The organism is Aneurinibacillus soli (assembly GCF_002355375.1).
In the GTDB taxonomy this organism is placed as follows: Bacteria; Bacillota; Bacilli; order Aneurinibacillales; family Aneurinibacillaceae; genus Aneurinibacillus; species Aneurinibacillus soli.
Genome location: NZ_AP017312.1, coordinates 3,056,914 through 3,069,293 on the forward strand (window position 1 = coordinate 3,056,914; position 12,380 = coordinate 3,069,293).

Below are 12,380 nucleotides of genomic sequence, written 5' to 3' on the forward strand. Positions count from 1 at the left end.
TTATTCCTCCCCTGGATAAAAGTCATTACATTCTGGATACATGAAGGTGTGTTCCCGTTCTATAGTAGTTACCGGCAGGCTTTCTTCATAGATTCGCCCTTCCAGATCATCTTCTGGGTAAAAATCGCCACAGAATAGATATTCATGGTCATGATAACGAGATAATGCTTCTACCTGCAGTGGAATCGCATCTGTTCCGGTAACCACAGCTTCCATTCCAAGCGCATGAGTTGGCCTGATTCCCTCGAAAATTTTACGAAGTCGCTCGATGTTAACTGTGTCCTCCAATTGAAAAATAAATCGAATAATTTGCTGGTCAAAAATTTCTTCAGCCTTAGCGCCTTGCATGGTAGATACACTATTTGCGATAGATGTAAGCACATTAGGTGTAAAGGGGAGAGTGAAAAAGTGGGCTTCCAGGATTCCGTCACGTCGTTCCCCTATACTTCCAATAGGTTTCTCGACTTTGAACATGGATTCCCATACCACGATCCCCCATGTTGCCTGTGAGCGGAAGAATTGGTTGCATATGTCCCGACCACGCCACTGGTGTAGCAGCAGTTCCTTATCCATCGCATCAAAAGAATAGGCGAAGAACGGCTCTTCGTAGTAAAACGCTGGAATCTCTTTTCTGTATTTCAGAGGAACGATTACGCTCACGTCAGCCGCCTCCACTTCACCACGTTTACTGCTCCTTCTGGTGTTTGAATGTTGTCGGCGCCACCATTCACGGTGTAGGCTGTATAATCAATCGTCACACCTGGTATGAGAAACAAAGCCCCAATCGCATGATAGCGAAGGAATGTATTTTTTTCTGTATACTGCATGATCCGGTTCATAATCAATTGTTCCGCCTGTCGAATCTGTTCGTCTGTAATGTCAGGGGAGAAGAACAGTTTACTTTCGATGTTAACGGCATTGACGATAGCCGGATGGACCATGACATCATGGAGTGCCATGCGATCAGTCTCGATGGCTTCACGGATTCGCTGGCACAGCGATTCATCCGCTGGGTTCCCGTCTAGGTCGGTCACGTAAATATCGACACTCAGATCATTTCGCTGATATTCAACGGCCTTCGCATAGCCTGCGCCGGCATTCCGTGCGAGACGGGCGTAATCGACTTTCCGGCCCCAGCCTTCCCGTTCGCTGGCCGCTTGAATCAATCGATCACGATAGGAATCATCCGATTCACCAGGAATGCGTGGTAGCCTTAAGAATTCTTTTTGCCCGTGCCAATCCAGAAACTCACCATCTGCCCAAATAGGAAATCCCTGAATCCAGGCGTATTCAAAAATGATCTGTTGCTCGGCGATTTCCTCACACATGGGATAGTTGAACACATAGAAGTCCGATCCTTGTTCCGTCGGGATGACACCTTTTACCCGATTGGCCACCCGTTCATAAATCATGTCCGGCGTTTCTCTCAAAAGCAGCATCTGGTCACCCAGCTTCAGTTGAATCAGCTCAGGATCGGGTAAAGGTACATACTCATCCGCCATTCAGATCCGCCTCCCATTCTACCGCTCCAGCTGCACCTGTGATCTTGATCGTTGCATATACGACACTTCCGCCTCGAGTAAGCTGCTTCACATCGGCTTTTTCAATCTCCATATGTGCTTCCAGTGCCTCTTCTATATCCCGCTTAATTTCGATATCGGACCATCCAGGCCATTCAGAACGTTCTACTCCGATTTCCTCATCATAAATTCCATGCCGGAATCGCTCTGTATTTAAAATGCGCATGGCGACTTGGACCAGATACTCTTCATACGTCTTGGTACGTAGGAGCTGTCCATCCGTATCGCGCATCAGTTTTCGTTGCTCAAAATCCATCACATATGACCACTTCTCTTCCGATGGCATGCCATCGATTTCGTCCAAAGACTCCAAGTCAGAAAGGTCGAATGTCGGAAACATTGGAATCGGATCATCCGCCATGTTCACTCACTTCCTTCCCGTGAACGTAGTAGCGCTGTCCGGTTAGTCGGGACACGATCAGGCGATCCCCGACTTTAAGTGGACTCGGAATGACAATGGTGCCTTGGAGAGAGGATCGGGGAACCTTTTCGTATGGAGCACCACTTTCGTATTCCACACCATTTGCCAGTACACCCGTAACGGTGCCTTTCGCTTCTTCTCCCTCCATGTACTGTCCAATCTGAAAATAAGCTTCGACTTTTCGATCCTGCAAGTATTCCGCAATGACGAGCTTGTCGCTTTCATAGGGAGCTGTCTCACCATCTACCTTGATTGATGAGTTATCGGGCCAACTGAGCAGCGTAGCCCGCTCGGTGTCCTTCGCATCGATGTGTCCGGTTATTTTCTCTTTCCAGAGATCGACCGCTTTTCTCAACATGGTTACGTCCTCCCTTCCAGTTCCATTTGTACCGTATACGTTCCATTTTTAAAGGTGGTCTGTTCGCTAATAATCACCCACTTTGATTTGTAGGTGGATTCTTGAATTAGCACGAGCCAGCCGGCACGCATTCGAGAGAGCGAATGGTCTTCGTGACGGACCGTGATTTTCTTAGTTTGTTTTACGTTCGACAATTCCGTTAGCTTCTGCGTGGCAATCGTAGAGGGGTTCTCTTTCTCCTCAACCTCAATAATTTCTTCCATACGCCCTAGGTTGTTGAGTGCCCCGATATCGGTCTTGGTCACAGTGGCAATCGCTTTGTCATCCTTGTATTTGACCGCTGTGACTACCGTATACACATCCTCAATAGAGCTTCCTCGGCTGCTGGCTTCCATTTGGTCACGCACAAACACCGGCACCCGTGTATTCGTTCCTTCCCTTGCTACGACAATATAGTAGCTCTGATCGGTCCGTAGATATTCCAGGTAGAATCGATAGCCGGTATGCTCATAGGCTTTCTGAAGGACGTCCAAGATGATTTCAGAGTGAAACATCGTTCCGTATCGTTCGTCGATGGAGAAGCCGAGATCCGGGCATCGGAAGTCTACGCCTGTACTCCGAATGTACGTTTGAAGCTCTGTGCCTGCTTTACCTTTGAGATAGGGACGCATCCCTTTGTTCTTAGCCAGGTACCACCCGATTTCTCGCGCCTGCATCTCCCATTCATGGGTGAACTCGTTCTCCTCAAACGAAATGATGGGTCCATGAAAAAACTGATTGGTTGCATGAAAGAGGGAGTTTGCAGATTGCTTGGCAAAGCACATGAACATGCCCGCTGCTTGGATCGGTGGAATATCGCGTAGCCGCGCTGTCAGGGACCGGGTGATCTCCTCTCGATTCGATGACCAGGATAGTTCCGCTATGGCATCGGTCAGGATATGACGTATATTTTGCTTGCCATAGACGACCGCGAAATTATCCATCTACTTTCATCACCCTTTCACGCGCTTGATAGTAGAATCCATGCGTTTTTTCTGTTCCGGCGCTCCATAAGTAAAGGATCCAGTTACACCTTCTTTTTTCTTATCACTTTTCTTCTTGTCTCCTTTCTTTTTCTTGTCACCCTTTTTCTTTTTATCGCTTTTCTTCGATGTTTTCCCTGTAGTGTTCGGACGACTTTTAGAAGATTTAGTAATGATTAATCCTGGCTTAAGGATCTGTTTCGTATTTGAATATGTGATAGTCTTAACAGGCTTGTATTCAACCAGAGTGAAGTTGAAATGCATATTACCCTGACCATCTTTATAGGTACGCTCAATGCTTTCAAGCAACATGGTTCGACTGAACAGTTCGTCAAAGATCAGTACAACGGGCTTTATTTTCCATTGAAGCAGCAGCCCCAATGCCTGTTCAGGTGACTGGTATTTGATGTTTTCCGTCCCTGTCTCCCAGATTTCTTGCCAGTAACGTGGAAAAATAGCCAAAAAAGAAACCCGTTCCACTTTGGATACGGGTTTTCCAGTGCGCTCTTCTCCGGTTATGACGGTGAAAGTTTCAATTTCATTCCCAGACTGGATCTGAATCTCAGCTGGAGTAAGAGGGAAGGTGAATCGATTGTTACCTTGTGCGAATGCTAGCATTCATTATCCTCCGTTCTCCAACGCATAGTAGAGTTCTTCTCCAAATACCTTGCGAATCAGTGCGCGTCCTTCTGGGCTGGTCATCATCTTAGCGAATTCCGCAAAGTTGGTGACTTGTTTCGCCATCTCGCCAAAATCAAGGTTAATACTTTGAATCGTAACGTTACCGCCTGAACGAGATGACTGATTCAGCGTTTGCGCTACTGGAATGTGTCCACTTGTTGACATTGATTGTCTATGTGGGACGAAATTCAATGATGCACGACTATGCAAAGGTTGATTCATGGTACCGGCGATCAGGTTCATTCGTTCTCGAACCGGGCGTGGATCTAGGCCGTCGGAAAACATAGAAATGAAGTTCGGTGCCCACTTATCTGAACGACTGGCAGGTCCTTCTTTTGTTGGCGACGAGAATCCTAAATACTTTTTAAGGACGCCTGCAGCAGACGATACGGTCGCAGTCAGATCAGGGAACTTACTTCTAATCCCTGATATCAGCATGGACATAAGATTACTTCCCCATGTACTTCCCTTGCTCGAAATGTTACTGAGAGAATCAAGCTTCTGTCTTACTTGGCTCACAACTCCTGATACGGTTGCGCTGATGCCTGTAAAGCTTTGCCCAGCCTTGTGAGCTCCTGCCGCCATATCACGGGTGCTTTTTGTTGAGACAATCCCCATTCGCTTCGCCTCGGATTCAGTCTTTTTCGCAGCAGTTCCCACAGCATGGACATCATGTTGCGCTTTTGTCGAATTCGTTCCTTTCCAAATACCTGTGACATTCTGCTTTATTTTTGAAAATGTATCCTTAACTTCTTGTCCAGTTTTCTTGAGGGGAGTTAAATCTAGCTCCATTCCCCGCTGTTTCATCGATGTTCGGAAAGAAGTAAACATGTCCTCCATCTTCTTCTTTGCTTCAGGGGTTAAAGTAGGAAGTCTCCAAGGTTGGGAAGGTGGCGCTTTTGGCGGACTCATATTCGCCTTTTCTTCCTCTGCTTTTTTGTCCTTTCCACTTATCCAGTTTGAGGCTTTGTCCTTCCAAGAGCTGAATGTATCTTTTAGGGAGGCAATCTTATCAACGGCCTTTGCGGTTAACCCACTGCTGTCAGCTAGGCTACCTAGTTTTTCTCCTACTACATTACCGAGATACGCACCGGCTGCCGTCCCGATTGGTCCCGCTACTGAACCGATGACACCACCAATCGCACCACCAGCAACGCCACCAGCCATAGCTCCACCACGGGTCGAGAGGGCTTGTTTCCATCCGTCTGTTTTGGCTGATTGATAGATATCATATCCAGCTAGACCAGCGCTGGCTACTGTACCGATAATTCCTGCACCTTTAGCAAACTTTCCGAGTTTAGCGAGCTTTCCAGCTTGCTCTAGCCCTGTTTCTGGGATTGCTGGTTTCTTACCGAATATCGCATCCTTCGCACGGCTCCGCAGCCCTTTCTTTGGCTCTTGTTCAGGGCGTTGACTACGAATAAGGTCCAATCCTTTTTCACGTGATAGAGTGCGTTTGCGGCGTTTAGGCGCTATATCATCTCGATCATATCCCGTTCCTCTGCGTCTACTTCGGTCATTTCCGGGATTTCTTTCCCGTATTCCTCGATCTCCTCCACCAGATACAGAGCCATTTACGTAGACACGGCCTGCCTGTATCGTCATCGATGACAGGGAGGAACGATGCCGAAACGGATCATCCTCTGTTTTTCTACCAGGGCGTGTGAATCGCTTTGGTTCCAATTCGGGTTCTTCTTTTTTACGAGAGAAAAAGTCTCGAACTTTACCGGCCCCTCTCCCTACACGTGATTCACGTACCCACGTTCCAGCACGGCGAGTTTGCCTGCCTGCATACGTATCCGCAGCCCATTCATTCGTTCGACGATATCCCCGTCCGATAAAAGATCGGCTTACTTTCTCTCTACCACCTACATAGAGTTCTTTTGTTTTTTTGGACGTTGATCCGATTACACCAGCTGTGCCTTTCGCAAGATTAACCCCGCCTTTTACGAGATCAACGGCTTTCTTGGCCACAAAAATACCAGCCAGTCCAGCAACTAGATAATTGATCGCCGTAAAATGCTCTTTATAAAATGCCATGGATTTTGTTGTCATACTTGCGATCGAGGTGCCGATTCCCTCGATACTGTCTCTGTTTTGTACAATCAAAGTGTTGAATTCTTTTAAAGCAGGTAGTGAAGCAACCGCAATATTGCCTCCGATTTCTTGCATAAGCAAATCACGTTCATGTTGTGCTTTGATTAATGGAAGCATCGGATTGGCATCTTGTTGTGCTTGTACGAGTCGGTCTGTTGTGCCAGAAATTTCAGCAGGAGGCTTTTCAAACATCGTCTTCCATGTTTTTAGGATCGCATCCCCATTGTCTTCAGCTGTTGCCGAACCAAGCTGTACGAGAGATGCTTTCAGTTCATCCGGTTTTTGACTCGAAAGATCCCCTACGAGTGCCATAAGAGCGCCTCGCGCACGTTGCACATCACTGGAATTGATGTCAGAAGTAAATTGTTCTGCTTGTTTTTTGGCCACATCTTTACTCGATCCACGAGAAACAAAGTACTTCTCCATATCGCCTGCATCAAGCGCCTTAACCCCAAATGTTTCTTTGATAAAGTCGGCTGGTTTATCAAAGTTAAACGAACCTGCTTGAACGCTTTTCGTTAAGAAGTTAGACATTTGGCCTGATGTTGCGCCTGTCTTTTTAAAATAACCACTGTATTCCCAGAATGTATCCGCTAGGTCCTGCTGGCGATCTCCCACTTTTGAATAGGCGTACATCATGCTATCTGCGATCTGTTGTGGGGTTTCCTTGAATACATTCGTTGCTTGCGACAGTGCCCGATTAGATTCCTCTGGGCTTAAATCTGGCATGATATATTGCATCTTGGCAGACGATGATATATAGTCGCCGATCTTAGACTTATTACTTACAAGTGGTGCAATATCCGCTACTTGTTGTGCACCTTCTGAACGTGACTCAAAGTACCCTTGAGCATATAAACGGTCTGCTTCTTTCAATGCATGTTGTCGATCAGTAGCTGAGAGATACGATGCTGACCGAGACGCCGCATCATTATATTCAGATACTCCTCCCATAAGAGAGTCACTGACATTTCCACCGATTACAATTCCACCAGCTGCCGCCGTGATTGCTGATATTTTAGCACCAATTCCGTCTAATGCAGGACTGATATCGTCACGGGCACGTAATTGAACATGTGCATCAGGCAGGGCGTGAATCTCTGCTCCAGTCCGACCAACAGCTCTTCGAAGATCATCGGCTCCTCGACGTGCGGTACTAAAAAGATCATCTACCCGCTCTCTACCTAATCCTCGAACTTCATCTGCTGCCGATCCTGCCTGTCTCCCTAGATCATTTAGCGAATCCCCGGCTCTTCTTCCTCCTGAAATCAGACCGTCATACATGTCTCCTGCCACGCGTCGTAGACCGACAATATCCGCAGATGTTCGGTGGGCTATGTTACTAATTCCACGCAACACACCGGAAATTAAATCTTTTCCTTCAAAAGCAACGGTAACTGGGGTTGTTGCCATGATTTTTCACCACTTTTCATAGTAGCTAAAGGAAGGGACGTAACTCATATTCCTTCCCACGCTACTTTACTTCCTCATCGCCCGTTTCTGCTCTTCTTCCGCAATCATACTAGCCGCGAGGCAGAAGTAATACTGGCGCTGTTTATCGACTTTGTACGGCAAGACTTCTTTTGGCAAGCGCTTCTGGTTGATCCAAAAGGATGCTACCCAGCTTGCTTCTCCGTCTCGCCGGATGAGTTTTTTGATTCTTCGACGAGAGCTTCTTTGGTATCTGTGAAGTTACGGACTGCTTTTGCAAGCTTTGCGTAATCTTCCGGGGTATCAAGTACTCGTGGTGGCAACTCCCATTTATAGATACACCCATACGCTAGTAACAGCTCTTTGTTGCTCCAGTCAAATTCATGTTCTGTGGCTTTTACAATCATTACATCAATGTCGTTATAAGAATCTAGCTGTTTTCCATCTTCATCTACAGCCAATTCATAGGAACGGCGTACCTCCATTGTAGTCAGTCGGCGCACAGACCACTTATCACCATCTGCGTCCACCGTAATAATATCGTCGCGTCGTCCTGCTTTTGCTTTCTCCAGGTATTTCTGTAATTTGTCGCTCATTGTTTTTTCCTCCATAGGTTCGTTTATTTTTTTGCTAGGTAGTAAAAAAGAGGGCTATATGCCCTCCTATGCCATATACTCTGGGAACTTCTCTACAAAATCGAAATCAGTGGCCGTTCCTTCCAGTGTAATGTCGATTCCTTTGTTTTCATCAATCTTGGCTACGATGATATCAATGTCACCATGAATGTGAATACCAGTAATGAGAACTCGTTCGGTGTTTCCAGTAATTCTATCTTCCAACGCCCCTGTAACACGAGGGAGATACATCGTTTTCCCTTGCTTGAACAGATCAAGCAGTCTGTAACGCAGACGTGATTCCAGTTTTGACATGACAATCTTTACTGGGATTTCATATCCGACAAGTTGCTTGGTTTTAGACATACGACGAGCCCGGACAATATCCAAATTTTCCGGCTTTAGGATGACCTCAATCTCCTTGATTGTTTGAAGAGGATCTCCGTTATCATCCTGTACGGATAGATTACGGCCAATCAGTTCGCGTTCCATCTACTACGCCACCTCCCAGTTAATAAAGAATGCTTCAATCGCATCGAGTGGTTGTGCATAAAGATCGAAGAAAGCAAAGTCGAAATCGCTCACTTTAGTTGCGGACTCTGTGAACGTATACCCTTCCGCGATGGCCTTCTGTTTGGCGCGAATCTTCAAGTACTCCAGGCAAGCCGCGATAAAGAGTCCGCGTCCATCCTTGTCGTTATCCAGCCGCGCCTTCATTTTCTTGCCGACAGAGTAAATGTCATTCAGAATTTGGTCCATCGTCATGGATACACGGATTTTCCCGAAGTCCTCTCGCTCACCCGGTCCAAGTGAAGTCAACGTATTGACGGCTGACTCAATGATGTAGTCGTAACCATCGCGAGTCGCCATCAGCGTTCCTTCTGACAGACCCTTCATCACTTCGCTGTGGCTCCAGTCGATCTTCGCCAACTTCATCGGTACCCGGACACCTGTAAATGACTTGTTAGCTGGTGTTCCCGCCGCCAGCCCCGCCACCCATGCCGCCCATTGAACAGAATCATATACTTTCTCATTGTCATGCTGGCCCGCAATCGAGCAATTGATGATGAACCGGGCATTCATAGCACGAGAACGAACGTTGTGTGCTTCGATATCGTCATCTTTGCTTGCTTCGCCTGCAACAACCAACTGCGCCAACCTACGCGCCTTTGTTCTGCGATCCAGTAGCCATTGCTTGCATGCAGCCTGGATAGCCGGGTCCGTAGAAGGTAGATAGAATACATCGAAATCAAGCCCATCTACTCGATTGAAAATGCCGCTCCATTGTGCAGCTGTAATCGTGGCCGTACCGGATACAGCACCAGTAAGTGGTGTGTAATCCAGATTTGCCAGCGTTGCGCTTCCATTCGCTTTAAAGCGTACCATAGCTGATTTCTTCAACTTTTCTTCCGCATCTGCTTGATCGGCCACCAGATATGTTTCCGTCTCATAAATCATTTTGGTGTCGCGTACAATGATTTCTTTCTTTGAGGCATCAACAAGACTTGTCCGGATAGCATATTCAAAATCCTCACCGCGTTTACCCGGATATCGCGCTTCGATGATGTGGCTATCCGCTACGGTATGGGAAGCCGCTTTCTCTGCTTCATTCGTAATACGGTACCCGACAACCGTAGCTCCGTTCTCGGCAGCCAACTCGACCTCATCCACCAGTTTCCCTGTTTCTTTCAAACGCTCTGCATCGTCTGCCATGTCTACCGCAAAATTTGGTTGTCCCCATTCCGCCTGGTACGGAATCAATACACGACCTGTAGTGGGAATGACACGCGCCTTCGCTTTTGCCATTAACTCTACATATGCTCCTGCTCTATTCCGTTGAATCGACATTCGCTTCCTCCTTTACCGGATTCAAGTACGTATCCAGTTTCTTTTTCACTTCCTGCTCGGAAAGCAGGTCGGTATCCTTGCGATCAAAAAGAGCGCCGGCCATTTCAAAGCGTTCTTTCTTGAACACTGGCTCTGCGCTCTCAATCCATTCCTGTTTAGTTCGTTTGCTCAGCTCATCCTGCACAACTGCAGGTGGCTTACGTGCACGTTTATCATTCATGCCTCGATCTCCTCTCCATCTGATTTCACATAAAAATGATTAATTTTTTCCGGCTTCTTTTCACCCGGAAGAGAAATATCTGCGCTGTCTGTATTCAACAAGTAGGAATACCGGCACTCAAACTCAACGCGATCTTTGAACGTTTTAATGGTCGGCTCCTGCAGCACAAGTAACGTCTTATGAGCTTGCGAAGCGACTTGATACTTATGCTTACGTAGGTAGGCACGCAACAGCTCTACATCGATTTGGATATACGGCTGCTGTGCGCCTGGATCTTCGACTTTTTTGAAGCGAAAAATCAGCCCGACATCTTCAATAATTCGAACCGCTTGGGGTGTATGTGTCTTTTCCGATACGATGTCGGTCTCTAATTGAATGATTGGTGGCTTCACATGCCCGTTCATCCACTGCTGGTCATCTGTTACCACATCAACATCTGGATACAGTCGGTACAGCAGCTCTGCCCACACCAGTGTCGTTATAGTGCTCATAAGATATGGTTCAACTCCTTCTGCAGCTTCTGCATAATCAGCGCATTCATGCCGCCCTGGAAGTTGTCCAACGAGATATCCACGAAATGACGTCCGATAAAGGTACGGGGCTTGATTCGACGCCCACGCCGGTCTTTTGTTTTTTTGATTGTATATCCGTCATTGACGAATGTTGTATAGAACAGCTTAGAACCGACTTCCAATGTAACGGCATTCCGATCTGCATCCCACCGCCAGACATTCTTATAGCCACCTTTTTGAAAGGATTCCTTCATCAATTCCGTGCGAACAAGTCCTTGACTTTGGATTTCAGCTACGATTTCATTGAGCATCTTATCCCCTAATGAAGCAATCACATCTTGCATGATATGAGGAAGGCGATCACGCTGCAGCTGAGTAAGTTTTCGTGTGAACCCGTCAAAATCAATAACGGTCATGACCAATCACCTCGGATTCAAACAAGACTTCCAGCCAGTGTCGGCAAGACAGCACATCTTTCACGAGATATTGCCTGCCTCCCAGGTGAATCTCATCTCCCAGCCGGATATCCGTGTCTAACGGTACAATGATTTTCTTTGAAACTTTGAACTCTAGCGGTTTTCCATCTGCATCGGATTGGATCGGAACCTCGAATACTGGTTTGCAGAGGACCGTAGTAATCAGTTCTTTGCTGGCACTGACCAGATTGTATTGACCTTTTGTTCCAGTCACACGATATATGTGCACTTCGGTGTCCATACGAAAGAGATCCACCTGTTTCACCGTAAGGTGTATCTCTTTCTGTCTCTCTTCAACGTCCTTCACATCTTCCACATCGAAGATTTTCTGACCATACAGAATGCGCATACCTGGTTCTACATCAGGTAGATACCGGAGTACAACACGAAGGGACTGAAGATTATCAAAATATGCCCATCGGGACGCGACTTCTTCCCATGTTTCCACCAGACGAGCGCCAGAAACGGTCGTGTGAAGGCGCTCAATGGTGATCCGCTTATTCATTTTTCCGATTCTCATCTAAAACACTCGATCCTGCCATAACAACGCCTCTACCGCAAATGGTACGGTCGTAGGGGTCTGTCCAATTGTGACAGCCTCTCGATTCTCATACCAGTGTCCGATCAGTAAGCGCATAGCTTGTTTTACCGCATCGGGTACCCGTGCAACATAGTCAATATGTTCTCCTCCATCATCGGTAGGAGTCGTAACCGGTGCATACCCGGCCACAAAACGAATTGTGACCGGAGATGCCGGGAAAAGGGCGACTGTTGGAGCCGTTTTAAAAAGAATTCGCCCTGGCTCGGGTGCTGTATCCACGATGTACGCTTGCTGTTCGAGGGTATGCTGCATCCCTTCCGCATCCCGGTACAGAATCGCTTCCACAGATAAAAGCGGCGGCCTTGACGTTTCTATTTGCACCGGAAAGCGATCAAGATACAACTCCCAGACTTGCGAAACGTAGGCGCGCCGCTGAAAATTCTCACAGTATTCGCGTGCTGCTCGAATCAAGCCTTGAATCAAGCTATCTTCCTCGTCATATTCCACACGCAAATGGGTCTTCGCTTCCGCAAGCGAAAGCGGTTCAGCAAGAGGCGAGCTGACCAGTCGCATCTTTCC

General features: G+C 47.1%; 15 protein-coding genes. All 15 read right to left on the bottom strand.

Annotated features, from left to right (window positions below; translation table 11 throughout):
* The 15 genes from CB4_RS15420 to CB4_RS15490 all read right to left on the bottom strand — a co-directional run bounded on the left by CB4_RS15420 (position 1) and on the right by CB4_RS15490 (position 12,374).
* Positions 1-660, bottom strand: coding sequence for a putative phage tail protein (locus tag CB4_RS15420; protein WP_157738006.1), 660 nt, complete (start codon positions 658-660; stop codon positions 1-3).
* Entirely contained in the window at positions 657-1,502 is an 846-nt protein-coding gene (locus tag CB4_RS15425; protein WP_096466641.1) for a baseplate J/gp47 family protein, read from the bottom strand. Before CB4_RS15425 ends, CB4_RS15420 begins: the two co-directional genes overlap by 4 nt.
* A complete protein-coding gene (locus tag CB4_RS15430) occupies positions 1,492-1,941 on the bottom strand; it encodes a DUF2634 domain-containing protein (protein WP_096466642.1) in 450 nt (149 codons plus the stop codon). Before CB4_RS15430 ends, CB4_RS15425 begins: the two co-directional genes overlap by 11 nt.
* Entirely contained in the window at positions 1,931-2,359 is a 429-nt protein-coding gene (locus tag CB4_RS15435; protein WP_096466643.1) for a DUF2577 family protein, read from the bottom strand. The genes CB4_RS15430 and CB4_RS15435 overlap by 11 nt, the downstream gene beginning before the upstream one ends.
* Before the next feature lie 2 nt (positions 2,360-2,361).
* Positions 2,362-3,342, bottom strand: a complete 981-nt coding sequence (locus CB4_RS15440) for an XkdQ/YqbQ family protein (protein WP_096466644.1) — start codon at positions 3,340-3,342, stop codon at positions 2,362-2,364.
* A 9-nt stretch (positions 3,343-3,351) separates the two neighbouring features.
* Positions 3,352-3,999, bottom strand: a complete 648-nt coding sequence (locus CB4_RS15445; RefSeq protein ID WP_096466645.1) for a hypothetical protein — start codon at positions 3,997-3,999, stop codon at positions 3,352-3,354.
* Between the two features lie 3 nt (positions 4,000-4,002).
* On the bottom strand, positions 4,003-7,572 hold the full coding sequence (locus CB4_RS15450; RefSeq protein ID WP_096466646.1) for a tail tape measure protein: 3,570 nt from the start codon (positions 7,570-7,572) through the stop codon (positions 4,003-4,005).
* A 203-nt stretch (positions 7,573-7,775) separates the two neighbouring features.
* Positions 7,776-8,186 (bottom strand): hypothetical protein, encoded by a 411-nt coding sequence (locus CB4_RS15455; protein ID WP_096466647.1) that lies wholly within the window; start codon positions 8,184-8,186, stop codon positions 7,776-7,778.
* A 66-nt stretch (positions 8,187-8,252) separates the two neighbouring features.
* Positions 8,253-8,696, bottom strand: a complete 444-nt coding sequence (locus tag CB4_RS15460; protein ID WP_096466648.1) for a phage tail tube protein — start codon at positions 8,694-8,696, stop codon at positions 8,253-8,255.
* Positions 8,697-8,699: 3 nt separating this feature from the next.
* Positions 8,700-10,052 carry a phage tail sheath subtilisin-like domain-containing protein gene (locus CB4_RS15465; RefSeq protein ID WP_096466649.1) on the bottom strand — a complete coding sequence of 451 codons (1,353 nt, stop codon included), beginning with the start codon at positions 10,050-10,052 and terminating at the stop codon, positions 8,700-8,702.
* Positions 10,033-10,272 (bottom strand): YqzN/YkzM domain-containing protein, encoded by a 240-nt coding sequence (locus CB4_RS15470; protein ID WP_096466650.1) that lies wholly within the window; start codon positions 10,270-10,272, stop codon positions 10,033-10,035. The genes CB4_RS15465 and CB4_RS15470 overlap by 20 nt, the downstream gene beginning before the upstream one ends.
* A complete protein-coding gene (locus tag CB4_RS15475) occupies positions 10,269-10,763 on the bottom strand; it encodes a hypothetical protein (protein WP_096466651.1) in 495 nt (164 codons plus the stop codon). The genes CB4_RS15470 and CB4_RS15475 overlap by 4 nt, the downstream gene beginning before the upstream one ends.
* A complete protein-coding gene (locus tag CB4_RS15480) occupies positions 10,760-11,200 on the bottom strand; it encodes an HK97 gp10 family phage protein (RefSeq protein ID WP_096466652.1) in 441 nt (146 codons plus the stop codon). Before CB4_RS15480 ends, CB4_RS15475 begins: the two co-directional genes overlap by 4 nt.
* The gene (locus CB4_RS15485; protein WP_096466653.1) at positions 11,187-11,780 is read right to left on the bottom strand and encodes a head-tail adaptor protein; all 594 of its coding nucleotides are present in this window, start codon (positions 11,778-11,780) and stop codon (positions 11,187-11,189) included. Before CB4_RS15485 ends, CB4_RS15480 begins: the two co-directional genes overlap by 14 nt.
* Positions 11,781-12,374 (bottom strand): head-tail connector protein, encoded by a 594-nt coding sequence (locus CB4_RS15490; RefSeq protein WP_096466654.1) that lies wholly within the window; start codon positions 12,372-12,374, stop codon positions 11,781-11,783. It lies immediately after the preceding gene.
* Positions 12,375-12,380 lie beyond the last annotated feature (6 nt).

What these genes read in the sequence shown, in the direction of transcription:
- CB4_RS15425 (WP_096466641.1), bottom strand. Translation starts at nt 1,502, where the DNA reads ATGGCGGATGAGTATGTACCTTTACCCGATCCTGAGCTGATTCAACTG.
- CB4_RS15430 (WP_096466642.1), bottom strand. Translation starts at nt 1,941, where the DNA reads ATGGCGGATGATCCGATTCCAATGTTTCCGACATTCGACCTTTCTGAC.
- CB4_RS15435 (WP_096466643.1), bottom strand. Translation starts at nt 2,359, where the DNA reads ATGTTGAGAAAAGCGGTCGATCTCTGGAAAGAGAAAATAACCGGACAC.
- CB4_RS15440 (WP_096466644.1), bottom strand. Translation starts at nt 3,342, where the DNA reads ATGGATAATTTCGCGGTCGTCTATGGCAAGCAAAATATACGTCATATC.
- CB4_RS15445 (WP_096466645.1), bottom strand. Translation starts at nt 3,999, where the DNA reads ATGCTAGCATTCGCACAAGGTAACAATCGATTCACCTTCCCTCTTACT.
- CB4_RS15450 (WP_096466646.1), bottom strand. Translation starts at nt 7,572, where the DNA reads ATGGCAACAACCCCAGTTACCGTTGCTTTTGAAGGAAAAGATTTAATT.
- CB4_RS15455 (WP_096466647.1), bottom strand. Translation starts at nt 8,186, where the DNA reads ATGAGCGACAAATTACAGAAATACCTGGAGAAAGCAAAAGCAGGACGA.
- CB4_RS15460 (WP_096466648.1), bottom strand. Translation starts at nt 8,696, where the DNA reads ATGGAACGCGAACTGATTGGCCGTAATCTATCCGTACAGGATGATAAC.
- CB4_RS15465 (WP_096466649.1), bottom strand. Translation starts at nt 10,052, where the DNA reads ATGTCGATTCAACGGAATAGAGCAGGAGCATATGTAGAGTTAATGGCA.
- CB4_RS15470 (WP_096466650.1), bottom strand. Translation starts at nt 10,272, where the DNA reads ATGAATGATAAACGTGCACGTAAGCCACCTGCAGTTGTGCAGGATGAG.
- CB4_RS15475 (WP_096466651.1), bottom strand. Translation starts at nt 10,763, where the DNA reads ATGAGCACTATAACGACACTGGTGTGGGCAGAGCTGCTGTACCGACTG.
- CB4_RS15480 (WP_096466652.1), bottom strand. Translation starts at nt 11,200, where the DNA reads ATGACCGTTATTGATTTTGACGGGTTCACACGAAAACTTACTCAGCTG.
- CB4_RS15485 (WP_096466653.1), bottom strand. Translation starts at nt 11,780, where the DNA reads ATGAGAATCGGAAAAATGAATAAGCGGATCACCATTGAGCGCCTTCAC.
- CB4_RS15490 (WP_096466654.1), bottom strand. Translation starts at nt 12,374, where the DNA reads ATGCGACTGGTCAGCTCGCCTCTTGCTGAACCGCTTTCGCTTGCGGAA.